Below are 26,304 nucleotides of genomic sequence, written 5' to 3'. Positions count from 1 at the left end.
GACATGGTTCATGGGGTTTGTTTTTATTCCTTAATTATTTTTTTAATCTCTATTCCTATTTTTATAAAATAAATTCCGGAATTTTCTTTCCCTAAATCTATTTCAATCTTATCACTTTCTATTTCGGTTTTGTAAATCAAAGAACCGAGCGAGTTGAAAATTTGCACCGCTTGTTTTGTTCCATTTGTAACTATGATTATTTTATCGATGAATGGATTAGGGTAAACATTTATTTCAGTAACTGAATTTGAAAGTTGATTTATACCCGCACAAGTTGAAACGGATTGCGTAAATACTGATGAGTTATTGCAGCCTTGTGCGCTTGTACCTGTTATTGTGTAGTTGGAAGTTATAGTTGGTGAAACTACAATACTTGCGCCTGCACCTCCCGGATTCCAGGTATAAGTGAAAGCGCCACTTGCGGTGAGGGTTGCTGTTTGTCCCGTACAGATTAACGTATTACTTGTTAAAGCATTAATAATTGGTAAAGGATTTACTGTAACAGATGAATTTGCAGGGGACGAAGAAATACATCCGGCTGCACTTGTTCCAATAACTGAATAAGTGGTGCTTGATGTTGGAGACACAACAGCATTACCTCCTTGAATAGTATATGTTGCAGCACCACTTGGAGATAAGGTAAAGGACTGACCTATACAAATGGAACCACTGTTTATGCTAACTGTTGGTAATGGATTAACTGTAACGGCTAATGTTTGTTGCGGACTTGCACCACAGGCATTATTAGCAGTTACAGAAAAAATACCTGGTGTTCCGGGAGTAGCAGAAATTGTATTGGTTGAACTTGTGCCGCTCCATCCGCCGGGTAAATTCCAGGAATATGATGTAGCGCTTGACACGGTTGCTATGCTATAACTAGTAGCACCCGAGCCTGCACACATTGTACTTAAACCTGCTATTGCGCCCGGAAGTGCAGGAGCTGAAGAACAGTTGTTGTACTTAGAAATAAAGCCTCCGGTACTAATGTTATTAGTGGACGGAGAAAAGTTCATATCAAGGCTGCCCACATTGAAGCCGGTAAGAAATAAATTATCAAGCTTGGATGTGTAAATTTCCCATATGGTTGTAGCATTGGGCATTGTAGTTGACCAAATATGATTTCTGTTTACATCGTATTTTACTAAGTTTGTAATAACAGCGCTTGCAGTTAAGGTAGCAACACTTGCATTGAAATCGACATCAATAGAACCTGTAAAATCTCCGGTTAAGTAAATATTTCCGCTACCTTTAAAAATATCCATCGATTTTGGCGTTTCAGGTTGGTTACTGCCGAAAGTCCCCACCCACATGTAATTGCCGCTATTAGAATATTCCAGAAGAAACGCATCATAGGAATTAGTGTTAGAAGTAACTAATGTATTACTGGCTGACGCATCGAAATCCATAGTTCCACTGAAGCGGCCGTAAACATAAACATTGTTGCTAGGGTCGAGAGCAATATCTGCGGGTTGAATATTATTTGATGATCCGTTTGAAATGCTACGCGACCATACAACGGTTCCTGTAGGAGATGTTTTAATGATTTGTAAGGTCTGTGGCGTAGAACTGTACCATCCTGCCGTATAGTAATTGCCCAAATTATCAATATCAAGGTAAGGAGGCTGATTGCCATAATTAAGCGAAGATTCATTACCCGGTGCAATTCCCGCGCCATTGCTGGCACTGTATGTTAATACTGCTCCATAAGTAATAAATGATAGATTTCCGGGCACACTAAAAAAACATGGCGCATCGGTAGCGTATCGGATAGTATTACCACCGGAGGTTGTGGTGGTTTGCGATGAAACACGAACTTTATTATTTGTCTCATCAATTACTATATCGATCGCAATTTCAGTTGTGTTTGCTGCCGATGTGTTATAGATGGTTTGCGCCCATTGATAATTTCCATTCGCGTCGTATTTGGCAACAAAGGCATCCGAATTGGATAAGCCGGCGGTTGGACATGGTAAGTTGGCAGTACCTGCTCCAGGATCAAAATCTACACCACTTGTATATAAATCACCAACCACATAGATGTTGTTATTACTGTCTGTTTTTATTTTTCGGATCCAAACTTGTCCTGAAGTGTTGGAGTGAGAAATGGTTTTTACCCAAATAAAACTGCCTGTTGAACTAAACTTCGCAATATAGCCCCACTGACCAATGGAAGTTATGGTGGTTGTACCCGGTCCCGGATCAAAATCAATGGTGCCGGAAAACCTTCCAACCACATACACATTACCGTTTGAATCTTCTGCGCTTGACATCACATATTGAGACGTAAGGTTGTGAGCCCATTGATAATTGGGGAATTGCGCTTTTAGGTTATAAAGCAACGAAATCAAAATAAGTGTCATTAATTTTTTCATGGTGATTCTATTTAATTATCTGCATTAAGGTTATCAAAATTTAAATACGGTTTATAAACCGGAATTTGCTCTAGTTAAAAGTACCAAAGCTTTACCATTAAGGCTTACCATTCATAAAGTTTTAAGCACGACAATGATTTGCTCTTTTAAGTAATATAAAAACAGATTGACATAATCTAAAACAAAGAGGAAAATACTTTTAATTTCATAATCAATCTTGTTTATCCCCGTTAATATATTTTTCCGTTTCCTGAAGTTGACCGTTACTGAAATGTTTCCAGACGCCATCTTTTTTCCCATTTTTATATGTTCCCTGCCATTCAACTTTGCCATCAGAAAAAGTCACATACAATCCATCTTCAATACCATCAGTAAACACAATGATCTTTTCTAATTGATTATTTTCGTATTCACGCACTTCACCATGATAAACTCCTTCGCTTTTTTGATATCCATTGCGATACATGAATTTTTTATCTTCCGATTTCTCTTCAAAATAACCGGGCTTGGTTTTATCCAGTGGTTTAACGGCTACTGCTGATGTTGGGGCTACCGTTGTAATAATTGTTTTACCGATTGCAACGGCTGTTTTTGCAGAAGATTCGGCTTTAGCCGCAGGGTTGTTTGTTGTATTGGAATTGCTTGAAGTGTTTGAGGAACTTCCGCTTTTACCAAGGTTATTAAAATCTACTTTGGTGCCTTTAATGCTACAACTATTTCCCTCAACTTGATTTTCGCATTTTAAAGAATAAGTTTTTGTAATTTTCTCTGCAGAGTACACAGGAGTTTTTACGATTGCGTTTTTCGACTGCTCATAAGTCTCCTCGTAACCAGTAATCTTTGCTCCTTGTACAAAAGCATTCAATCCCCATTGTTCTATTTTTCCTTTTTTTTCTTTACGGGTTTCAGACAACCAGCTTTTTGTCACCTCACATCTATAATCTTTATCATATCCCTTATAATCTCTATCAAGAAAAGCCTTGTCGCCAGTTGCATTTGAGAAAACTGTAATAACAATATAATTGCCTTTGATTATTGTTGAAACAGCACTGCCTGGCACGGATTTTACTCCTGCATTAGTTCCAGCTGAAGCAATACCAGCAAACATACCTTCTTTCTTGTCCGATGCTTTTAGTACCCACACATTAACTAAGTCATATCCTTTCATTCCTTTATTGTATGGAAGAACCAAAGTTAATTTATCGAAATTGTAACAATTTATGGTTTCAACTTTTATACCATCAGCGTAAAACCCGCATTCGGGACAGTTTTCATCCTGCGCTTTGATGGTTAAAGTAAAATGGATTATAACAGTTAGAAAAAATAGTTTAAGGGGTTTCATATTGCTTATTTAAGGTTACTAAAATCTACTTTGGTGCCTGAATAAGTGCAAGGGTTAGAAAGATCCGTCTCTTTCCATCTTTCTTTGTTTCCTCCGGTAAGGCGATTCGTTAAAACAAGCATGTACTCATTCTTCAAATCAATAGGGTTGTATTTCTTATACTTCTGTAGGCAATTGCAGGATGGATTAAATTCTTCTATTTCTCCTTGAAATGTAAGTCCAGTAAGGTAGATGTTCAGCACGGCATTGTCGCTGGGTTTGCCTTTTTTCACAGCACCATCATATTGTAAATCGCCTTTGGTTGGTGAATTTGCTTGATCAGCTGGAAGTAAATACGGTTGATTTGGTTTTATGCACATATCAATGGGCGCTTTATCCTTTCCGTAAATTGAATACACTACGTAATTACCTTTTTTATAATTGATTATTGAACGAATGGGAATAGCTTTTTCAACAATTCTACCTAGCCCTTTTTTTACCGCTCTAGGATCTCCGACTTGAAGGCTAATTTTTAAATAATCATAGGTAGACCATTCATCATTCCAGAGAAACACAATTTTTAAATCCTGAAACTCATAACAATTTATTGTGTCCATTTTTACTCCATCAACGTAAAACCCAACATTCGGATCATCTTGTGCTTTGGATGAAGAATTAGTAAAAGACGTTATACAGAAGAATAATGCAAGGACAAATGAAGAAATAAGAGTTATTTTTTTAGCTTTCATGGAATTTCGACTTGTTATATGATACTAAGATAAGTGGGGTTGTATAACCAAGGGCTACCACTCACAAAGTTTTAAGCACCTAACTATTTCTTTAATCTATATTGATTATTTTTGATAGATGGATAATTGAATGAAATGATTCGATGCCTAATTGCATAAATGAAGAAACGCGCTTTTATAATATTACTTTCTCTTTGCTTTCTTTTATTTAATAGCAATGGTAATGCCATGAATGTTGCTGACACAACTTTGATAAAAGAGTATATAGCAATTGGACAGAAATTAAGAAAGAGCGGAAAACTCGATTCGGCATTAGTTTATCTGGAAAAAGCGAATGAGCAATCAAAAAAAGCGGATTTTTTAGAAGGAAGTGGAGAAGCACTTTATCATTTAGGATTAACTAACCGTGATATTGGAAATTACAAAGCTGCTCTCAACTATATTGACCTTGCAATAGACATTGCTCAAAAAATAGGTAATAAAAAGAAAATAGCACTGTATAATAATGGGAAAGGACAAATTTTCAGGAAACAAGGACTTTATACCGAAGCTTTATCTTGTCTTTATAATTCGTTAAAAATAAGAGAAAGTATTCATGACTCTATGGGTATAGCGAGTTCATTGACGAACATAGGCAGTGTTTATGACGAGCAACATAATTTCGAAAAAGCAATAGAAAAGCACCTTCAGGCAATCGCCATCCGAAAAGCAATTGGCGACGAAGAAGGCTTGGCGCCATGTTATGGAAATTTAGCGGGTGTTTATTTGGAACAAAAAAAATATAGCGAAGCTTTACATTATCAAAGCTTGGGATTGGAGATTGAAAAAAAATTCAATAATAAGCAAGATATGGCATCTTCCATTTCCAATATCGGACTTATTTATGCCACTCAATCCGATTATGATAATGCATTAAAATATCAATTGGAAGCATTAAAGTTAAAGGAAGAAATCGGCAACCAAAGCGCGATTTTAGCTTCATTAATAAACATTGGCGCATTGTATTTAAGCACTAACAATTTAAATCAATCTGAAACCTATCTAATGAATGCGTTTAATTTATCCGGTAAAATTGATGATTTGGATAGCAAAATGGAAGCGGCTAAAAACCTTCATGAATTATTTGAAAAGAAAAAGCAAGTTGAAAAAGCATTGTTTTACTATAAGGAATTCATTTCTGCTAAAGAAAAATTAATAAATATCGATAACATAAAAGAAACGGAGCGTATAGTTTTAAACTATGAGTTTGAGAAAAGAGAATTGCAGCAAAAGGCTCAACAAGAAAAAAGAGAAGCTGTTATTTTAGGTCAATTACAATTAAAGGAAATGCAAGTAAGTAGGAACAGAGTCATATTAGCTTCTCTTATTGCCCTATTCATTGTTACAATCATAATTGCGTATTTGTTGTTTAAGCAAAATAAAATTAAAGCAAAACAAAATTATCTGCAATTGGAGCAGCAGCTTTTACGTTCTCAAATGAATCCGCATTTTATATTTAATTCTATCAATAGCATTCAGCGGTATATTCTACAAAAGGATCAACAAACCGCTTACGATTATTTAGCTAAGTTTAGTAAACTAATCCGCTTGGTTTTAAATAATAGTCAAGAAAGAATATTGACGATAAAACAAGAATTGGATCTTATTCGGCTGTATGTTGAATTAGAGCAACTGCGTTTTGACAATAAATTTGAGTTTACAATCAAAATGCCTGATGATCTTGATGAAGAAACACTTCGTGTACCGTGTTTATTAATTCAGCCATATGTTGAAAATGCTATTTGGCATGGACTCATGAACCTTGATAAAAGTAAAAGGGGTAAATTAATTATCGAATTAAAGGCGAAAGATGAAAATTTATTGATTGCAATTGAGGATAATGGTATTGGGAGAAAACTAGCCCAAAGCTACAAAGCGGAGGATGGTGAAAAGTCAATGGGCATGAAGCTCAGTGAGCAACGTATTCAAATGATAAATAAAATGCAAAATTATGAGAACGCAAAAGTAAAAGTTATTGATTTGCACGATGAGAAGGGTATAGCCATAGGAACAAGAGTGGAAATAATATTACCTTTAAATATATTGGATTAAAAATAAAAATCACAAATGCCCAATTTAATTACTGCCATAGTAGTCGATGATGAGAGCAATAGCCGTTTCGTATTAAAAAATCTACTTGAGAAATTCACGGATGAAATTGAAGTTATTGGTGAAGCCGGTAATGTGGAGGATGCTTTTACCTTGGTTAAAGAGAAAAAGCCACATCTTGTTTTTCTGGATATACAAATGCCTAAAGCCAATGGATTTGCTCTCTTAAAGAAATTCGATATTTTACCGTTTGAAGTAATTTTTGTAACCAGTTATGATAAATACGCGTTAAATGCCATTAAGTTTAGCGCGCTCGATTATTTATTAAAACCAATTGAAACCGAAGATTTGACAAGAGCCATTGGTAAAGCAGTGAAAAGAATCACAGATAAAAGCAATAACGGTACTCAAGTAATTAATTTGCTCCACAATTTAAATGCCGGCAACAACGATCATAAAGTTGCGGTGCATAACGGTGATTTGGTAAAGTTTATTAACGAGAAGGATATTCTGTACATGGAAGCCGATGGCAGTTATTCTATCATAACTACCGAACAAAAAGAAAGGTTTGTAACAGCACGCAATCTGAAAGACTTTGAAGAGTATTTTGGCGACAGCTCAAGTTTTGTAAGATTGAGCAGAAGTTGTTTAATAAATGCCAATCACGTAAAGCAGTATAGCAAAGGCGAACCCTGCATTATAGAAATGCTAGACGGTAAGAGTTTTGAAATTCCTCGTCGTAAAAAGGCCGAAATATTGGAAAGACTGAAAGCTTATTAAAAGTATAGTGGTTATCTAATTTAATTTAATCAGTAAGTATTTTATAGGGTTATTGTTGTTTATTAAGTGAAATGATAGTACTTTAATATTTGTTATCATAACTTCTTAATAATAAAAGCCGGATTAATCCGGCTTTTATTATTAAGGTGTGTAATTAATTTGTGGACTTACTACTTTGACCTTTTAGAAGATCTTCAAATGTTTTACCATAACTTACACGTGCCGCACCGCCACTAATTGGTATTTTTTTCCATACGCAAGTGCCATCACCGATATAGCAACTGCAGATAGAATTTTGAACTATACATACCGAGCAGTTTCCCGTATCTAATAAACATTGTAGAATATATTTTGGTGCCGCCGCAATGATAAGGTCGTTTTTCTCTGTTTTTTCTAGTGAGAAAACCAATTTACCTGTTGCCTTTTGAGTAGTTTTGTCTTTTATCAAGGCCCAGAGATAATATTCTCCTTCTTCAAAGAAAACAACTGTACTATCGATTTCTAAAAATTGATTCTCTAAAATATGACTAAGTGCCATATGTAATTTATCTTTATCGTACGTAATAATGTTTTTGCCATTTTTTACTTCACCTAGCTTTACACTAGGAGCTTCAGTCGCTCTTGAAATTGCTGTAATTCCAAATACAATTAATAAAAGAAATAATGTTTTTTTCATTGTTATAAATTTTTAAATTGACCTACTCTTTTAAAAGCTTTTCGGTTTCCGCTTATAAGCAAAAGTACGGCAGTGGCTTTTTTTGTAAACTACCATTCACAAAGGATTTGGCAAATTAAATCGAATAAATGATAATTAATTGTATGCTATATTTATAAAACAAAAAACTCCCTACCAAACCGACAGAGAGTTTTTATTTTTAATCTTCTTAAAACCTATTCCTTCACCAGTTTAAAATAACTTCTTCCACCTTCAGCTTCTAATTCAACGAAGTAAATACCCGCGTTCATTTCTTGTAAGTCTATTTCAACTGTATTCGCGTCTGCATACACTTTTTCTACAATCAATTTACCATAGGCATCGTATAACTTTAAATTGAAATTTTTGATGGCTGTTTCAATGAAAAAGCTGGAATGCGCAGGATTCGGATAAAGACGGGCTTCTACTGTTTTATTAAGACTGTTAACCGATGCCGCCGCACAAGCTATGCTTCCAAGTTTTTTTAATCCAGAACGCAAAGATGAATTGGTATTCACCGAATCCATGAAGCGTTGTCCCGCCGCGCAATCGTTTTTTAATTGGTTATCTAAAAAGTTTTGTACATAATTCATATAACGCGGAAATGCTAAAGCGTTTGATACAACATTACCGCAGCCTGTTGTACTCTGACCAAAAGTGCAATTAAAATTAGTACCGTTTCCAAAATCGCAATGGGTAATTTGTTTTAAAATCACATGAAACTTTTTTGTGGATGCTAAAGCGGCATAATGACTGTTCTGCACCGTGGTATCAGCCACACAATCTATCGCGCCCGAAATCACTAAAGCCGGTACATTAATTAAAGAAGCCGATGCAATCGAAGACGGATTGGTTGTTGCTGCCGCGAAATTAAATAAACAGGTCACCGATGTATTGCTCGCCGAAGCTAAGAATGAACTGCCGCCTCCCATCGAATGTCCGCCAATGGCTGCTTTAGGCGATACTTTTCCGTTAAACGTAACTAATGCACTTGGTGTGCTAATGGTATTTAAACTCTGCGCGGCATTCACCAAAAATTTTAAATCATTTCCAAAGTCGCCGTGCGAAGGCGAAAAACTTCCTTCGGTTCTTGGTAATAAAACGATATACCCTGTTGAAGCTAATTTATTATAAATATTATCGTACGAACTCCAGTCCATCACAAAACCATGGCCAATAACCACCACCGGAAAAACACCGTTGGCTACAGGTTGATTGTTACCAGCCACTGTTGCCGGATAATAGACTTCGGCTCCCACATCTCTTCCCGAACCTGTTATATTAATGCCGCCGGAAATAGCATACCCTCCGGTTCTTGACGCATCTTTAAAATTGATGCTCATATGACCAATCGGAAATGTTTGCGCTTTTAAAAGGCCAACAAATAAAAGGGCGAGCGACAAAAAGAAAAACTGCGCTGCTTTTTTAGAGTGTGATATCATGGTGTTAGTTTTCATGGTTTAAAAATTATGCCGACAAGATAGACCACGATAAAATAAATTTATGGTAGAAAACAGCTAATCTAATCGGCGCAAAATTTCTAAAGCGTTACAGATGTTAAACAAGCCAAACCTTTAAAAGTTTAAACGGCGTTTTTTAACAGATGTTTGAATAAATTATTTGTTGAGCAATCGTTTGGGTGTTTCCCCAAAAAAGGATTTGAAGGACTTAATAAAATGCGAAAGGTCGGTGAAGTTGGTAATATCAATTAAGGCGTTTAATTTAAACTCACTCTTAAAATAACGCTCAAAAATAGTTTTTAAGCGCAGCCATAATACATAGCGACTCACATTCACGCCGGTTTGTTCTTTAAAGAAATGGTAAAATCGACTTTCACTCAAATGAATGTGTTCGGCCAGCTCACGATTGGTGAATTTTTCGCGGATGTTTTTACGAATGTATTCATCTACCTGTGTAATGCGATTATCAAATTCATGTGAGATGTTTTTTCTTTCTAGGTTGAAGAGCGTTTGAAACACCGTATCTAAAAAAGCATCACTCTCCGCTTCATTTAGTTTTGAAAATGTTTTTTGAAGTATGGTATTGTCGCCGCGCCACTCTAGTTTTAAAATGTTGGAAGCGCTGTAAGTAGAGTGCAGGAAATAATGTTCAGGACTCACCGCGTCAAAAAATAAAATCACATAACCTTTGCAGGTGAGCGGCATGACTTTATAGGTAATATCCGACGCAATAAAAAAACAATTTCCTTCCTCGCTTTTTCCCTTCTCGCTATTGATGTAAAACGTACCACTCAAACCAAAGATAAGACAGCTCACCGGCAGAGAAACAGCCGCATCGGTGGGTAAATCACCCATAATAGAACTGATAACACTTTGCTTTCGTATTTGATAAAGATTCCCCATCCGGAAAATGTTGTTTGCCTTGAACGAATTTAGGGAAATAATATAGCTTATGGTTTAAATTGAATAATTTGCACAGCTAGTTTCAATGTTTTGTTGTTTTACAATTTTCGAAATTATTTCATTCTTATTAATTTGAGAATGGCGATGTTTTACCTATTATAAAGGGAATTATTTAGACTTTAGTCTAAATAATTTAGCTGAAAATACGATAAATTTTGAATTCACTAAAATATTTAGTACTTTTACTATAAAATATAATAAAATGGCAAATAACAACGATTTAGAAGCCCTAACTCAGATTCTTACTGCACTGAAAGGTTTAGATGAAGATAGGCAGAAAAGAACTTTACAAGCAGTAGCCACCTTTCTAGGTATATCAATCGTAGAAGAGGGAAAGAACTCTCATGTTAAGCAACATAGCAATCATTCAAACTCTAAAAGTGAGATTTCCTTTTCTGAAAATCGATCAATTACTCCAAAGGATTTTTTAAGGGATAAGGCACCAAAGACAGACATTGAAAGAATTGCTTGTCTTGCATATTATTTAACACATTATAGAGATACGCCTCATTTTAAGACAGTCGATTTGAGTACACTTAATACTGAGGCTGCTCAACCAAAATTATCTAATCCAACTGTTGCAGTTGACAATGCAACCAAATCAGGGCTGTTAGTTCAGGCAGTTAAAGGAAGTAAACAAATCAGTGCTGCCGGAGAGCTTTTTGTCCAAGCATTACCTGATAGGGATGCAGCAAAAGCTAGTATTGCTAATTTGAAAATAAAACGGAAAACCAGACGTAACAGCCAAAAAAATTCAAACAACAATAATGGAACTGATAACACATGAAGCAAAACAATCAAATGAATAAACGCCATACAGCAAAAAGAATTACTTTGTATAATCATAAAGGTGGTGTTGGAAAAACCACGTTGCTTGTAAATATTGCAGCAGCCTTAGCTTCCCTTGGTAAACGTGTTTTATTAGTTGATGCTGATCCTCAATGTAACTTAACATCATATTTAGTTGATTCTGATGTAGTAGATGGATGGCTAGACGATTCGGATTCTGATAAAGGTAATACAATTTGGTCTGCATTGAAGCCTTTTGTAGAAAGTTATGGCGAGGTAAAATACATCAAGCCTCAAGAACGTCAAGAAGGAGTATTTTTATTACCTGGTGACATAAAATTATCTGAGTTTGAGCAGGAGCTAAATCAAATATGGGTTGATTGTTTGCAAAGGAAAGTTAGAGGATTTAAAGGTGCTTCTGCAATTAGTGAAATTGTTAATGAAATTGCCAAAAAAGAAAAAATCGATTATGTGTTTTATGACGTTGGTCCAAATATAGGACCGCTTAATAGAGTTATACTTTTAGATTGTGATTATTTTATTGTCCCAGCAGCTTGTGATTTATTTTCCGTTCGAGCATTAAAAACACTTGGCAAATCTTTGCATGATTGGATTAAAGAATGGAATGTTATTTCGCAGTTAGCGCCAGATAATATGTTGCTATTACCAGGTAAGCCAACTTATTTAGGATATATACTACAAAGGTTTAGAATGTATGGTGATGCAATCGCTAGCCAGTTTGCAGCTTATGCAAGTAAACTAGAAAAAAGTTCTTATAGTGATGTCACAGAAGTTCTTCGTAGAATAGATAAAAATTTAGCAAAGGGTTCGTTAAGTCAAAATAAGTTAGGGCAAGTAAAAGATTTTGCTAGTCTCGTCCCATATTCACAATCGCAAGGACTTGCTTTTTTCGATGTCGAAGGTGGCGCTCCTAATTTGAAAGAAGAAGCGAAAAGAGAATTTGTATCTATTGCAAATAAAGTAATTTCTTTAACAGTTTAAAAAGGGTTGCATGAAAGCAAAAATTGGTAAAAGAGAATTGAAAATGATTAATGAACTAGTAAGTCATTTTGAAAATCAAACTCATTTGTTTTCTGTTGTTTTAGATAGTATGAATAGTAATATAGAACATTCTCCAGTTTTAAAAAAGCTAATTCACTCCAAAAAATCAAGAATAAAAGATCCATCTCATTTAAGAGATAAATTAGAAAGAAAATTATTTGATTCTAAATTAAAAAGGAAACCATTTGATATTAATAAAGAAAATCTATTTTTGAAGATTAACGATCTTGCAGGTTTCAGAATTATTCATTTACATACAAAACAGTTTGAGAAAATTGATAAAGAATTGAAAAGGATATTTATTGAGCAGCAATGGAAAATTATTGAAGGCCCAAATGCTAGAACATGGGATGATGAGTCGAGAAGCTATTTTCGGAGTATTAATGTCGAAACTTCAGATAATCCGAATATGTATACAAGCGTGCATTATATTATTAAGCCGAATAATAATTCTAATATAACTTGTGAGTTGCAGGTTAGAACTTTAATGGAGGAGGTATGGGGAGAAGTTGATCATTCAATTAATTACCCTCATAAATCTGAAAGTATTTCATGTAGAGAACAGATCAAGGCACTAGCAAGGGTAACATCTAGCTGTAGTAGACTTGTAGATTCTATTTTTACAACGCATGAACACGAAGTTTCTTCTAAAATGAATTCAATTTCGAAAAGGAAAAGAAAATAGTATTCTATTTCGTCCCCCTCATCTGCAAATACATTTCATTAAAACGTTTTCTAACGGTTTCAATGAAGTCGGGGTTAATGATGGCTTTTACACCTTCTAAGCTTTTTATATCCGCGCTATCAAATTTAAAAGCCTGCTCCATGGGGCCGGCTTCAAATTTCACAATAAACTTATCGTTCATTTGAAAGATGCTAATGGTAATGCTGGGGTGCGGGATGGTATCGATGATTCTCATTACTTTTTCTTTTTGTCTTCAGGGTCTTTCTCAAAGGCCTTTTTAAAGTTCAACATGTTTTGCATCACACCCCACGGGCTCACGTTTCTGTCGCCGTCTTCGCGTATGCGTCCTTGTATGGCGTGCGCTAATTGCACAAAATGTTTTTTGTTGTATTTCAATAAAGCTTGTTCGGCTTTTTCATCACCGTTAATGATATTGGCACAAGCGGCCCAATCAAAATATTTATTGTCTATTAAAAATTTAAAGGCTTTGCTGTCTTCCCAAATAGTATTCACAAAAGCGGCGAGTTCAAAAAATTTGCCGTCAATCAAATATTTAAAGGCATGCTTATCGTCGCGCACCGCGTCTAAGGTAGCAATGAGTTCTTTGTAATTGTTTTCAATGAGCCAATTGCTGGCAGCAGTATCATTCAATACATGCTTTGTAAACTGATTAATAACAAAAGGGCTGTACTCTTTCATGTTTTAAAGTTACGAAAAAGCAGGGCTATTGTCAATCTTTAAAATCTCACCTGTAATTTCACATTGAGCATGCGGTTGGTGAGGTAATTCGGCACAGCATACTGGCGCGCAGTGACGTCTTTCACCCAGGTATAAGAAACAGTGTTGTTCACACCAAGTAAGTTCAATACTTCTACATTCAACCACATGGATTTTACGTGGTTCATAAAGTTTTTGGTTTTAAACTCTCTGTCTTCTTTTAAAATGTTGTAAGCAAAACCTACGTCTACACGTCGGTAAGGCGGCATTCTGAAAATTTGCTGGTAACGTAAATGGTTAGGCGGACCAAAAGGTAAACCACTGCCGAAAATTAAATTCAAATTCATTTTTAATGCGGGATACTTTGGTAAATAATCCTGGAAGAATAAACTGAAGGTGGCTAATTGGTCTGTCGGGCGTGGAATAAATCCCGGATCAATTTTAGTACTGTCAACTGCCACCTGATCGAAGCTGTAGCCTTTTACAATTTCTTCTCCCTCTTTGTTGTAATACTTGTAATGAATATTGTCTTTGGAGTATTCATAGGTTCTTAAAAATCCTAAGGAAGCCCAGCTTTCTACGCCTTTTACAAATTCACCGTTCACACGGAAGTCGATACCTGTTGCGTAACCTCTGGTGTTGTTATTGGCGAAATAACGCACGCGCACATTGTCGATTTCATACGTTACTAAATTCCTCAAATCTTTAAAATACGCCGCTACCATGAATTTAAACGGACGACGCCACGCCGAGAAATTGTAATCGCTGCTTAACACCACGTGAATGGATTGCTGAGCTTTTAAATTGGTATTGAGTGTTCCGTCGAGTCCGCGCAGCTCACGGTAAAACGGCGGCTGATAATAATAACCTCCCGATAACTTGAAAATGAAATCACGTTTCCAATTTGGTTTGTAAGCTAAGGTTACGCGAGGCGAAACCACAAATTGATTATTAAGTGTCCAGTAATTTCCGCGCACACCGCCGGTGAAGGTGAGGGTAGAGGAATCGCGGAATGTTTTATTGTGAATGTACTCGATGTATTCCATCACACGGCTGCTGTTGATGTTGATTTTGCTTTTGTATACATCCGTTAAATTAATTTCGGTTGGACTATACGGATTCACATAATCTGCCGAGTCAATCATTTTCCATTCGCTGAGTTTATCTTGAATGAATTCCTGCTGATAACGTACGCCCCACAAAAATTCGTTGTTCTTTTTTAAATATTTGGTGCCTTTGTGTTCGATGGTGTACACTTGCGCTTCCAGTGTATTACGACCGTTATTAATAAATGTTCCAATCCCGCGGTTAAAAGCTACCTGCCCGAAATCATCCTGCCCGAAATCCGCTTCCAATTGATCAATGTAATATTGTCCTTGCACCGTGTACAATTCTTCTTCTTTGGTTCTGTAACCCGAAGCAATGAGTTTTAATTTGAGGGTTTTGTTGGGAAGATAAGTAGTAGAAACACCGGTCATATAGGTGTTGTATTGCATCACTTCACGTCCGTCGAAATACACTTTAAAGCTTACGGCGTTGTTCACGGTTCCAAAAGTGGTTTCGCGGTTAGCAGGTATCACTAAGTATTGATTGTTGGCGACATTGGTAAGCCACTCGACCGTTAGTTTGGGATTGATGTTAAAAGTGAAGAAGGATTGTATATCGTAAAAACGCGGACGGTATTCACCTTTGGTGTCGATGCTTTTTAGAATGTAAGCATTGCTGCGGTAACGCGAGCCAATCGACCAAGCCACTAATCTGTTTTTGGAAATTCCTTCGAGGTGTAAACCTCCACCCAATAAACTTCCGGAAGCTGAGCCACCGAATTTCGTAGGTTTGCGGTACGTTATATCCAGCACCGATGACATCTTATCACCGTACTTCGCTTCAAATCCACCTGCCGAGAAATTAATATTGCTCACCATATCCGGATTCGCGAAACTCAATCCTTCCTGTTGTCCGCTGCGCACCAAAAACGGACGGTATACTTCAATATCATTAACGTAAACCAGGTTCTCGTCGAAATTTCCGCCGCGCACCGAATAGCTGCTGCTTAATTCGTTATTGCTGCTTACACCCATTTGGGTTTTAATTAAATCTTCGATGCTACCGCCGGCAGTAGGTAATTGGTAAAATAATTTCGGGTCGATGCGCGTAATTTCCTGCACACGGTTTTCTCCAACTACAGTTACGGTGGTCATTTCGTTTTTAAATTGTAGTGTAGGGGAGTAAGTGAGATTTTCGCCGGGCTTTACATTAATCTTATGGTTGATTTGTTTGAAATTGATGTTATAGAAAGCGATGGTTAAATCGGTATTGCTTGCTACCTCCAGTTTATAAAAACCCTTGGCATCAGAGATGGTGGTGTTTTTACCGTCTTCTAAAATGGCGATGGTGATGCCTTCAATAGGTTCGCCATCGTTCGTTTTAACGATACCGCTTACCGTTCCGGTTTGTGCTTTCAAAAAGCCTATGAGGCTAATCAGAAACAGACAGAAAAGGGCTTTATTTATGCGGAGCAATATCACAGTTTTTGGAATTAACGAAAATAAGGAGATATTATTATTTAAACCATTGTTTTTTATGCAAAATTCCTGCTATTAACTCTTATGGTAGATAAACCCCTCTGTCACTGCGTGACATCTCCCCTTAGCAGGGGAGAAATCAGTCGCGGTATGAATGCGCATTGTTAGTAATTAAAAGCAGCTATTCTTATAAGGGGGAGAGTTTTTTCGTGGTATGATTAAGCATCTTTAGCAACGGACAGTTTCTCCCCCTGCGAAGGGGGAGTGCCCGCAGGGCGAGAGGGTTATAACTTGAATATTTTTTTTAATTAAACTACTCATTCAAATAACCCCTCTGTCCTTCGGACATCTCCCCTTAGCAGGGGAGAAATCAGTCGTGGTATGAATGTGCATTGTTAGTAATTAAAAGCAGCTATTCTTATAAGGGGAGAATTTTTTCGTGGTATGATTAAGCATCTTTAGCGACGGACAGCTTCTCCCCCTGCGAAGGGGGAGTCCGCGTAGCGGGAGGGGGTTATATAACAAGCAGAATTTAATTTAGGATTTAAACCCCTCTGTCACTGCGTGACATCTCCCCTTAGCAGGGGAGAAATCAGTCGTGGTATGTTTGCATTTTTAGCAACGGATAGCTTCTCTCCCTGCGAAGGGGGAGTGCCCGCAGGGCGAGGGGGTTCGGGCGAGGAGGGTTATTTATCAAACTACATCTGCCAAAAATTAAATTCTTAGCTTTGTTACATCGAAGATTTAAGAGCAAATATTCACACCTTATTAAAAAAATACTGGGGCTTCGACGCTTTTCGTCCCTTACAGGAAGAAATTGTAAGCTCGGTAGTTAAAAAGCAAAACACATTGGCTTTATTGCCAACCGGTGGAGGAAAATCGTTGTGCTATCAGTTACCCGGTTTAGTTATGGGCGGCACAACATTAGTGATTTCGCCGCTCATTGCTTTAATGAATGATCAGGTGAGAGGCTTGAAGAAGAAAGGCATCTCCGCTGTGGCGATTAGTTCAGCCATGAATTACAAGGAAATTGAAATTGCTTTAACCAACGCTGCATTAGGACATGTACAGTTTTTGTATGTATCACCGGAGCGCCTGGAGAATGAAGATTTCCGCATGAAGCTTTCGTATTTACCCATCACTTTAATCGCGGTAGATGAAGCGCATTGTATTTCTCAATGGGGTTATGATTTCCGTCCGAGTTACATGCAGATTGCCAAAGTAAAAGATTATTTCAGGGATATAAATATCATAGCGGTAACAGCGAGTGCTACGAAAGAAGTGCAGGAAGATATTTTGCAGAAGTTGGAAATTCCTAATGCAAAAGTGTTTCGTCAATCGTTTGCGCGACCTAATTTGCGTTACATTGTGCAGTTGGAAGAAAATAAAACAGAGCGTCTCTTAAAAATTATACATAATGTGGGTGGCAGTGGCATTGTGTATGTAAAAAACAGAAAACGTACCGAGCAAATAGCCGCCGTATTAAATAAATTTAATGTTAAAGCCGATTTCTATCACGCGGGAATTAAAAATTCGGTTCGCTCCGAAAAGCAGGAAGCATGGATTAATAATAAATTTCAGGTAATGGTTGCTACGAATGCATTCGGAATGGGTATTGATAAACCGGATGTGCGTTTTGTGGTGAACTTAGATTTAACGGATAGTTTGGAATCGTATTTTCAGGAAGCAGGAAGAGGTGGACGTGACGGAAAAACGGCTTATGCTGTATTGTTGTACACGAAGCGCGATGAAGAACAATTAAAAGAACACATGGAATTGTCGTTTCCAGAGCAGGAAATGATTCGTAATTGTTACAATGCGGTTTGTAATTATTATCAGATTGCCGTTGGAACGGGCTCCGGTTTGAGTGTGGATTTTAATATTGATGAAATTTGTAAACTCTATAATTTAAATGCGGTTACTTTATATAACAGTTTAAAATTTTTAGAGAAGGAAAATTATGTTTCTTTAATCGACGCGGGTTACGAACCGGGAAAAGTACACATCACTGCAGGTAAAGAAGATTTGTATAATTATCAGGTAAAATTCCCGAAGTATGAGCCGGTGCTCAAAGCCTTGATGCGCGGGTATGGCGGAATTTTAGAGCAGTATACCTACATCAACGAAAAGGACATTGCGTACAGAATCAAAAACACCATTCAATTTGTTACAGAGCAGCTCGAATTTTTGCATAGTCAGGAAATACTCTCCTACATCAAGCAAAGTGAATTACCGAAATTAATTTTCCTTCAAAACCGGATTAATGCTAAGCATGTTGAATTTAATTTAAGTCATTACACGTTTTTAAAAGAGCGATTCCGTGAGAAAATGAATAAAGTCATTGAGTACGCGAATCAAAAAGAAATTTGTCGCCAAACTTTTTTGCTTAATTATTTTAATGAGTTAAGCGGAGATGCTTGCGGTTATTGTGATGTGTGTATAGCGCAAAAGAAAAATCCGCCATCTAAAGCCATTGAAACAGAAATCCTGCATCATTTATCGGACCAAACTTTACATATCGATCAGCTCAAAGAAAAATTAATGAAATACAATGATGAAGTGTGGGTAATGGCACTCAATAAGTTGTTGGAAGACGGGAAAGTAAAAATGAATGAGCAACGCCACCTGCGTTTAGCTTAATTTTAACATTTGATTTATTTAGCACTAATTTTCTATCTTTGAAAACAATCAATTCATTTAATTGTTATAAACAAAACCTAAAAAATAAATTATGCTATTCAACAAATTCAAAACATTAACAGGAGCATTGGCCATCGCGGTAATGACTACAACATCAGTAAACGCGCAATTAAAAACACCGGCTCCAAGTCCTTTACAAACATTAAAACAAGCTTTTGCGTTATCGGATATTACGATTGAGTATTCTCGTCCGAGTGCGAAAGGTCGTGTGGTTTACGGTGATGTAGTGCCTTTCGGAAAAGTATGGCGCACCGGTGCTAATTCATCTACAAAAATTACATTTGGTGAAGATGTAAAAGTAGAAGGTATGGATTTAAAAGCCGGAACTTACGCGTTGTATTCTGTTCCTAACAAAGACAGCTGGGATTTAATGTTCTATAAAGATTTAACCTTAGGTGGTGATGTAGCGAATTACAAAAAAGAAAATGAAGTTTTAAAAATCACAGTGAAGCCAAGTGCTTTAACTGAAAAAGTAGAAACTTTCGCTATCAATGTAGCGGAAATGACTGCAAATACTGCTGTTATCGAATTAGTGTGGGAAAAAACACGCGTAGCATTTAAAGTAACCGCTGAAATCGACAGCAAAATCATGAAGACGATTGAGAACACGATCATTAAAGATAATCGTCCGTACTTTGCCGCTGCATCTTATTACTATGAAAACGATAAGGATTTAAAATTAGCAGGGGAGTGGGTTGATAAAGCGATTGCTAACAATCCTAAGGCCTATTGGGTAGTTTTATTAAAAGCAAAAATTCAGTACAAAGCAAAAGATTTAAAAGGTGCAGCGGTAACTGCAGAGCAAGCTAAAACATTAGCAGCTGCTGATCAGGATGACGCTTATGTAAAGCAAGCCGAAAAAATCATTGCAGATTGTAAAAAATAATCTCAAACAATTAAAAAAGAATCCCGCCTTTAAGCGGGATTTTTTATTTGCGTACGTTTATTGAGAATGATCTGAAGAATAAAAGCAATGCCCATCACCAAGGCACAACCTATTACATTGAGCCATAAGAAAGCGGTTAAATCCATAAGCCAGGCATAAATGATAAATGCTTCGGCCAGCAGCGCGGCATAAAACACCGCAATACCCTGAATGTTTTTCATGTAAAATGCTACAAGAAAAATACCAAGTATGGTGCCGTAAAACAAGGATCCTAAAATATTCACGGCTTCAATTAAATTTCCCAGTTTACTGGCGTAAATCGCAACAATCACGCAAAATACGCCCCATAAAATTGTGGCGATGCGTGAGGCGGATAAATACAACTGTTCACTGCCTTCTTTTTTATAGAGACGTTTGTAAAAATCAACCACGGTGGTGGAAGCGAGTGAATTTAAGCCGCTGGCAGTTGATCCCATGGAGGCTAAAAAAATAATGGCGATGAGTAAACCTACAATACCTACTGGTAACTGCTGCGTTACAAAGGTGAGAAAGATGTAATTGGTATCGTTGGTATCGGCTTTCGGATTGTTTTTTTCCATCAGCTTGGTGACTTCATTCCGAATGGCAATTGTTTTTTGATCGGCTTCTTTTACTTTTAGTCCCGCTGCATTTATGGCGTTTTCATCTTTGCTGTGAATGGCTTCAACCAATACATGTAACTCTTTTTGTTTTTCCTGATGCGCGTTGGCATATTGTTGCGTAAGTTCATGGTATTCGTTTTTGTATTCGCTGTTTTCAATGCGGTTGGCTTCCACTTTATTGAAGAAAACCGGCGCGTCATTAAATTGATAGAAAGCAAATACTAATACACCAATAAGCAAAATAAAAAACTGCATCGGAATTTTAATCAGGCCGTTCATCACTAATCCCAAACGACTTTGTGTAATGGAACTTCCGGTTAAATAGCGACCTACTTGCGATTGATCGGTGCCGAAATAAGAGAGTTGCAAAAAGAATCCACCAATAATTCCCGACCAAATATTATAACGGTTGTTTAAATCAAATGTGGTATCAATGGCGTTTAACTTTCCCATTTTTCCGCTAATCGTTAAGGCATCGCCAAAACTTACGTTATCCGGTAATAAATGCACCACCATGAATGCGGCTAAAAACAATCCCGCAAAAATGATGCTCATTTGCAAAAACTGTGTGTAGGAAACCGCTTTTGTTCCGCCATAAACGGTATAGGTGATTACTAAAAATCCATTGGCGATAATGGTGTAAGTAATATCGATGTTTAAAATGGTCGATAAAATAATGGCCGGTGCGTAAATGGTAATTCCCGTTGATAATCCGCGCTGCAACAAAAATAAAAAGGCGGTGAGTGTGCGTGTTTTATTATCGAAACGTTTTTCTAAATATTCGTAAGCCGTAAAAACATTGAGTTTATGAAAAATGGGAATAAACGTAATGCATAACACCACCATGGCTAAAGGCAAACCAAAATAAAATTGCACAAATCGTAAGCCATCACTGTATCCTTGACCGGGTGCCGATAAAAATGTAATGGCGCTGGCTTGCGTGGCCATTACCGATAAACCCACATGGTACCAGGGAAGTTGTCTGTCTGCCAGTAAATACCCATCGATGTTTTTTGCCCCACGACTTTTCCATACACCATAAATTATGATGGATAAAAGTGTGATGCTTAAAACTAACCAATCGATTAAACTCATTTATAAGATTGTGTAAAGAGGTAGAGTAAAAAAATAATTAGTACTAACGAACCAATCACCAATGCATAAACATTGGTCCAGGTTTTTAAAATAGGTGGTTTCTCTTCTTGCTCGCTCATGTTATTTGTTTTGAGGTAAGCTCAATAAATTCACAAACAATCGGTAAGCGCCCGGTATGCCCGCAGGTAATTCACGGAAGAAAGCCAAGCCTGTATACACAAAATTTCCTTTGCCGTGTTTTGCAATGATTAAACTGCCGTCGCTTGGTTTTTCATTAGCATCGTTCATGGCAAAAATTGTTTCATACTGCTTATCAAGTTCGGTTGCGAAATAAATGCCGCGTTCCTGAATCCAGTTTTCAAAATCCTTCGCAGTTATTTTATTGGGTGTGTTTAAAACACTGTGCTTTTCATTGATGAATTTTACTTCAGCTTTTTCATCCGTTACACGGTCGCGGGAAATGGTAAAGGGGTAGGGACCAATTTTCGCTTTAACAGGTCCGATTCGGTTATTGGTGTTGTATTGTACAATCAGATTTCCGCCATTCTTCACGTAATCCATAAGTTTGTTGTAATGAACCTGTAATCGCTCACTTGTGTTATACGCTCTTACGCCCGTTACAATCGCGCTGTACTTCGAAAGATTTTCATTCGTTAAAAGTTCGTCGGACAACACTGTTACATTATACCCAATTTGTTTTAAGCAAGCGGTTACATCATCTCCCGCACCCGGAATGTAAGCAATGTTAGCATCTGTCTTTTTTAAATCAATATAAATTAATCCGGCTTTGGCATTGCTCAAAATGAACTGATAAGGAATGTGATCGTATTCGATACGTTTGATGCTTTTTGAATAGCTTTGGTTATTCACCATTAAAGCCGCTGTTAAGTAACCGTTAGTTACATTCTTTGTTGCCGAAACGGTAGCTTCAACAATGGCTTCATCGCCTTTATTGACTAATTTGAATTCCGGATTAGCAATAGAAATACTCCATCCTTCCGAACCTTTTAATTCCAGTTTACCATTTACATTTGCAGTATTGGCTTTGATGGTCAGAGAAATGGTTTTTGGCTTTGTATCAGTAAACACAAAAACTTTCTCTTGAATGTTTACGGTAACGGGTGGTAATATTTCAAAGGGACGGTAAATTTCTCCTTTTACAGGATCGGTGTATTTGTGAACTAAATTTCTTTCTATTGTTAACGATAAATCTTCAATCGTAATGCCAAAAGTTATTTTGGTTGAGGATTCGTTTTCCGGCTTACCGATTAAATTTTCGTTTTTTACCGTATAAAATCCAATGCTGTGTTCTTCATTCAGCCAATATGGATTAGAGTAGGGAAGTGATTCAGGAAGTTTTTCTTTTCGTTTGAATGTATAGAGGTCGTTTGTTTTTAAAGTTAACTGACAGGTTGTATCGCTTTGGTTTAAATAAGAAATTTTAGTGAGCTTCACATTGCTTTTATTTCGGTTGAGCACTTGAACTGTGAGATTTACCTCTTGTCCCGGAATTCCGATATACTCCGGTGAAAAAGCTTCCAACCATAAACCTGAGCACGCCAATAAGAGCGTTTCAGTTTCCTTTAGTTTTTGTTTTTTCCAATACGAAATTTCGGTATTGCTTTCCGGTAAGGATGAAATTTGTTTATAAATAGCAATAAGCGCATTAAGGCTGTTCTCCGGATTTTGCGGATTAAACTTCGTGATGCAATCATTGATAAGTGATTCAATTTTTTCGAGGCCTTTAAATCGGCCCCAGCTTAAGGATAAGCCTTCCAGTACATCCGACTTCACACTGTCACCTTTTAATAATTTAAAATATTCTATATTAGTGCCGCGTTGTTTAGCAGAGCCAAATCCCTGACTTTTGTGACAAGAGCGACTTTCGGCAGATATTTCACCGTAACTTTTTCCCAGAAGAGGATTAAACAATCCAACATCCACTTTTAATTGATCGGGGGAAGTCGTGTTAGTGCTTCCGAAATTAAATGTATTCCAGAAAATACGTTTTGCTTGCCAGGTTTGTACTTGCGTTAATTGTTCGGGAAAACGTTTTGGGTCGGCTGCCGCATCAAATGCTTCCAATGCGAGTATAGCAGAAGCGGTATGGTGACCGTGACCGCCTTCACCTGTGGTAGGAAAACGACAAATGATAACATCCGGTTTAAACCGGCGAATGGTTAACACCACATCTGCGAGGATGCTGTCTTTACTCCAGAAAGAAAATGTTTCTTCCGGTGTTTTTGAATAGCCGAAATCATTAGCGCGCGTGAAAAATTGTTCGGCGCCATCTACTCTTCGTGCCGCGAGTAATTCCTGTGTTCGTATTAAACCTAATAATTCGCCTTGTTCTTTCCCGATTAAATTTTGACCGCCATCACCGCGTGTAAGCGATAAATAACCTGTTCTTACTTTTTTTTCGTTTGCCAGATAACCTAATAAACGTGTGTTCTCATCATCGGGATGCGCGGCAATGTACAATACACTGCCAATGGTATTTAATTTTTTTAAACCTTGAATGATTTCAGAAGAGTTTAACGTGTTGTTTTGCGAGAGAATGGGTTGAATTCTAAAAACAAGCAGGTGCAGAACAAGTATAATGGAGTTTAACTTCATAGTTTTAACAAGATTTTTGAAATGGATAAAAGCGGATGCCAAGCTCATGTGAAACGGTTTATACCTTTATTTTTAATTGTTTAACAAGGTTTCAAATGAATTGTTTGCTTATTAACGACATTGCTAAAAGTAAAAATAAACAATATAGTGAAATCCTACAATCCCGAAAAATTTAGCCAGGTTTTCATTTCACATAGATTGTTAATTATTGGGGTATTATTTCGGTAACTTTATATTACCTTTGCATTATTGTAAGTATGAAAAAACTACTCACCTTATCACTGTTAATTTTTGTCGGCTCGCTAGTGGCACAAACCACCGATGCGCAAGGCCGTAAACAAGGCTATTGGAAAAAAATGGATGAGAAAACGCAGAAGTTGATTTATGAAGGGATGTTTAAGGATGATAAGCCGCAAGGAGTTTTTAAATACTATTACCCTTTAATGGACAGCGTTCGCGCCTTGGTGGATTATAAGAAAGATGGTAAATACGCGTATGCTAAATTATTTCACCCTAACGGAAAATTAATGGCCAAGGGAAAATATTTAGGCGAAAGCATTAAAGATTCCGTTTGGACATATTATGATGATTTGGGTGTCATGATGTCGAAAGAGAATTATAAGAATGGAAAGAAGGAGGGAAAGCAATTTGTCTATTTACCTAACGGAAAAACAGCAGAGGAAAGAAATTTTAAGGATGGAGTGGAGCATGGCGCTTTTAAGCAATATTACGATGGTGTAAAATTAAAAGCCGACGGTAATTTTATAAATGGAAAGCAAGAAGGAAAGATGACGTATTTCTATCCTAACGGCATAGCGGCAGCTACCGGGTTTTATAAGAACGGTATGCGTAATGGTCCGTGGATTTATAAGGACAAAGAAGGAAAAGTGACAGAGAAAGAATTGTATGAATATGGTCAGATAGCGGATAAGAAAACTACAGACGCGTTTTTTGATAAGAACAAAGTAAAGGATACTCCAGCTCCTAAATCTGGCGAACAAAAACCGGCAAACAAGAAGAAATAATTTTATTTCTTAAAAATTAATCATGAGCAAACACGGAAAAGTATTGGTAGCGATGAGCGGTGGAATTGATAGTTCCGTTGCGGCCATGATGTTGCATGAACAAGGTTATGAAGTGGTAGGTATTACCATGAAAACCTGGGATTATGAAACATCGGGAGGCAGTAAGCGTGAAACCGGTTGTTGTAGTTTAGATAGCATCAACGACGCGCGTGCTATTGCCGTGAATTTCGGTTTTCCGCATTATATTTTAGATATCAGAGGAGAATTTGGTGATCACATCATCAATAATTTTGTGGAGGAATACTTAGCGGGACGAACACCTAATCCTTGTGTATTATGTAACACCCATATTAAGTGGGAAGCATTACTCAAGCGTGCCGATATGTTAGATTGTGAATTTATCGCTACCGGACATTACGCGCAATTACGTGATGAAAATGAACGTCGCGTTATTTATAAAGGCGTGGATGAAAACAAAGATCAAACCTATGTGTTGTGGGGATTGTCACAAGAGAGTTTAAAACGTACTTTTTTCCCATTGGGAGGGTACAAAAAACCGGAGATAAAACAAATGGCAAAAGACGCGGGTTTTATCGACTTAGCGAATAAAAGCGAGAGCTACGATATTTGTTTTGTACCGAATAACGATTACCGTTCTTTCTTAAAACATCGTTTGCCGGATTTAGAGGCCAAAGTGGAAGGTGGTAACTATGTGTACAAGGGGAAGACCGTTGGAAAGCACAGAGGTTATCCTTTTTATACCATTGGTCAACGTAAAGGCTTAGACATTGCTTTGGGTGATCCTGTTTTTGTGAAGGAAATTATTCCGGAAACAAACACGATTGTGTTAGGCGATAAAAATGATTTGGAAGAAATGCAGCTAATGGTGCGTGACTTTAATCTTATTAAGTACGCTTCCTTGCCGGATGATTTTGTGGGATTAACAAAGATCCGTTATAAAGACGCGGGCACATTAGCTACCATTAATACAAGTGGCGATAAATTAGATGTGGTGTTTCATGCGCCGGTTACAGGTGTAGCACCCGGACAAAGCGCGGTGATTTACGAAGGAAATGATTTAGTGGGTGGTGGATTTATAGATAGGAAGAAATACATTTAAATAAAAAGCCCCGGTA

20 protein-coding genes are annotated in these 26,304 nt (G+C 37.2%); 9 read left to right on the top strand and 11 right to left on the bottom strand.

Annotation, left to right across the window (positions count from 1 at the left end; translation table 11 throughout):
* Nucleotides 1-23 precede the first annotated feature (23 nt).
* The 3 genes from J0L69_14250 to J0L69_14240 all read right to left on the bottom strand — a co-directional run bounded on the left by J0L69_14250 (nucleotide 24) and on the right by J0L69_14240 (nucleotide 4,442).
* Nucleotides 24-2,372, bottom strand: coding sequence for a T9SS type A sorting domain-containing protein (locus tag J0L69_14250; GenBank protein ID MBN8694352.1), 2,349 nt, complete (start codon nucleotides 2,370-2,372; stop codon nucleotides 24-26).
* A gap of 211 nt (nucleotides 2,373-2,583) precedes the next feature.
* Nucleotides 2,584-3,714 (bottom strand): hypothetical protein, encoded by a 1,131-nt coding sequence (locus tag J0L69_14245; protein MBN8694351.1) that lies wholly within the window; start codon nucleotides 3,712-3,714, stop codon nucleotides 2,584-2,586.
* A gap of 5 nt (nucleotides 3,715-3,719) precedes the next feature.
* A complete protein-coding gene (locus tag J0L69_14240) occupies nucleotides 3,720-4,442 on the bottom strand; it encodes a hypothetical protein (protein MBN8694350.1) in 723 nt (240 codons plus the stop codon).
* A 159-nt stretch (nucleotides 4,443-4,601) separates the two neighbouring features.
* On the opposite strand from J0L69_14240, the gene J0L69_14235 reads away from it, so the two are divergent.
* Both J0L69_14235 and J0L69_14230 read left to right on the top strand, forming a co-directional pair.
* Nucleotides 4,602-6,533 (top strand): tetratricopeptide repeat protein, encoded by a 1,932-nt coding sequence (locus J0L69_14235; protein ID MBN8694349.1) that lies wholly within the window; start codon nucleotides 4,602-4,604, stop codon nucleotides 6,531-6,533.
* 15 nt (nucleotides 6,534-6,548) lie between these two features.
* On the top strand, nucleotides 6,549-7,310 hold the full coding sequence (locus tag J0L69_14230) for a response regulator transcription factor (protein MBN8694348.1): 762 nt from the start codon (nucleotides 6,549-6,551) through the stop codon (nucleotides 7,308-7,310).
* A 154-nt stretch (nucleotides 7,311-7,464) separates the two neighbouring features.
* Here J0L69_14230 and J0L69_14225 read toward each other — a convergent pair whose 3' ends face one another.
* The 3 genes from J0L69_14225 to J0L69_14215 form a co-directional block, all read right to left on the bottom strand.
* Complete coding sequence (locus tag J0L69_14225) at nucleotides 7,465-7,986, bottom strand: hypothetical protein (protein ID MBN8694347.1); 522 nt, start codon at nucleotides 7,984-7,986, stop codon at nucleotides 7,465-7,467.
* 215 nt (nucleotides 7,987-8,201) lie between these two features.
* A complete protein-coding gene (locus J0L69_14220) occupies nucleotides 8,202-9,461 on the bottom strand; it encodes a T9SS type A sorting domain-containing protein (GenBank protein MBN8694346.1) in 1,260 nt (419 codons plus the stop codon).
* Nucleotides 9,462-9,620: 159 nt separating this feature from the next.
* Nucleotides 9,621-10,367: a helix-turn-helix transcriptional regulator gene (locus J0L69_14215; GenBank protein ID MBN8694345.1), complete on the bottom strand. Its 747-nt coding sequence runs from the start codon at nucleotides 10,365-10,367 to the stop codon at nucleotides 9,621-9,623.
* A gap of 262 nt (nucleotides 10,368-10,629) precedes the next feature.
* On the opposite strand from J0L69_14215, the gene J0L69_14210 reads away from it, so the two are divergent.
* The 3 genes from J0L69_14210 to J0L69_14200 are packed head-to-tail and all read left to right on the top strand — an operon-like array spanning nucleotide 10,630 to nucleotide 12,963.
* On the top strand, nucleotides 10,630-11,214 hold the full coding sequence (locus tag J0L69_14210) for a hypothetical protein (GenBank protein ID MBN8694344.1): 585 nt from the start codon (nucleotides 10,630-10,632) through the stop codon (nucleotides 11,212-11,214).
* 14 nt (nucleotides 11,215-11,228) lie between these two features.
* A complete protein-coding gene (locus tag J0L69_14205) occupies nucleotides 11,229-12,218 on the top strand; it encodes an AAA family ATPase (GenBank protein ID MBN8694343.1) in 990 nt (329 codons plus the stop codon).
* Nucleotides 12,219-12,228: 10 nt separating this feature from the next.
* On the top strand, nucleotides 12,229-12,963 hold the full coding sequence (locus J0L69_14200) for a RelA/SpoT domain-containing protein (protein MBN8694342.1): 735 nt from the start codon (nucleotides 12,229-12,231) through the stop codon (nucleotides 12,961-12,963).
* 4 nt (nucleotides 12,964-12,967) lie between these two features.
* Here J0L69_14200 and J0L69_14195 read toward each other — a convergent pair whose 3' ends face one another.
* Genes J0L69_14195 through J0L69_14185 form a run of 3 tightly spaced genes read right to left on the bottom strand, consistent with a single transcriptional unit; the run spans nucleotide 12,968 to nucleotide 16,145 of the window.
* The gene (locus J0L69_14195; GenBank protein ID MBN8694341.1) at nucleotides 12,968-13,198 is read right to left on the bottom strand and encodes a hypothetical protein; all 231 of its coding nucleotides are present in this window, start codon (nucleotides 13,196-13,198) and stop codon (nucleotides 12,968-12,970) included.
* The gene (locus J0L69_14190) at nucleotides 13,198-13,662 is read right to left on the bottom strand and encodes a hypothetical protein (GenBank protein MBN8694340.1); all 465 of its coding nucleotides are present in this window, start codon (nucleotides 13,660-13,662) and stop codon (nucleotides 13,198-13,200) included. The genes J0L69_14195 and J0L69_14190 overlap by 1 nt, the downstream gene beginning before the upstream one ends.
* 38 nt (nucleotides 13,663-13,700) lie before the next feature.
* On the bottom strand, nucleotides 13,701-16,145 hold the full coding sequence (locus tag J0L69_14185) for a carboxypeptidase-like regulatory domain-containing protein (GenBank protein MBN8694339.1): 2,445 nt from the start codon (nucleotides 16,143-16,145) through the stop codon (nucleotides 13,701-13,703).
* A 909-nt stretch (nucleotides 16,146-17,054) separates the two neighbouring features.
* On the opposite strand from J0L69_14185, the gene J0L69_14180 reads away from it, so the two are divergent.
* Nucleotides 17,055-18,845, top strand: a complete 1,791-nt coding sequence (locus J0L69_14180) for a RecQ family ATP-dependent DNA helicase (protein MBN8694338.1) — start codon at nucleotides 17,055-17,057, stop codon at nucleotides 18,843-18,845.
* Between the two features lie 91 nt (nucleotides 18,846-18,936).
* A complete protein-coding gene (locus J0L69_14175) occupies nucleotides 18,937-19,791 on the top strand; it encodes a DUF2911 domain-containing protein (protein ID MBN8694337.1) in 855 nt (284 codons plus the stop codon).
* Between the two features lie 29 nt (nucleotides 19,792-19,820).
* On the opposite strand, the gene J0L69_14170 is transcribed toward J0L69_14175, so the two are convergent.
* Nucleotides 19,821-21,527, bottom strand: coding sequence for a sodium:solute symporter (locus J0L69_14170; protein MBN8694336.1), 1,707 nt, complete (start codon nucleotides 21,525-21,527; stop codon nucleotides 19,821-19,823).
* A gap of 120 nt (nucleotides 21,528-21,647) precedes the next feature.
* Nucleotides 21,648-24,143: a PIG-L family deacetylase gene (locus J0L69_14165; GenBank protein MBN8694335.1), complete on the bottom strand. Its 2,496-nt coding sequence runs from the start codon at nucleotides 24,141-24,143 to the stop codon at nucleotides 21,648-21,650.
* A gap of 257 nt (nucleotides 24,144-24,400) precedes the next feature.
* On the opposite strand from J0L69_14165, the gene J0L69_14160 reads away from it, so the two are divergent.
* Both J0L69_14160 and mnmA read left to right on the top strand, forming a co-directional pair.
* A complete protein-coding gene (locus tag J0L69_14160; protein ID MBN8694334.1) occupies nucleotides 24,401-25,168 on the top strand; it encodes a toxin-antitoxin system YwqK family antitoxin in 768 nt (255 codons plus the stop codon).
* Between the two features lie 22 nt (nucleotides 25,169-25,190).
* The gene (gene mnmA, locus J0L69_14155; protein MBN8694333.1) at nucleotides 25,191-26,288 is read left to right on the top strand and encodes a tRNA 2-thiouridine(34) synthase MnmA; all 1,098 of its coding nucleotides are present in this window, start codon (nucleotides 25,191-25,193) and stop codon (nucleotides 26,286-26,288) included.
* The last annotated feature ends 16 nt before the right edge of the window (nucleotides 26,289-26,304 follow it).

Source organism: Bacteroidota bacterium, from assembly GCA_017303905.1.
Taxonomy (GTDB): Bacteria; Bacteroidota; Bacteroidia; order B-17B0; family Aurantibacillaceae; genus JAHEYG01.
The sequence above is the reverse complement of the archived record's forward strand: the minus strand, read 5'-3'. Positions and strand labels throughout refer to the sequence as shown.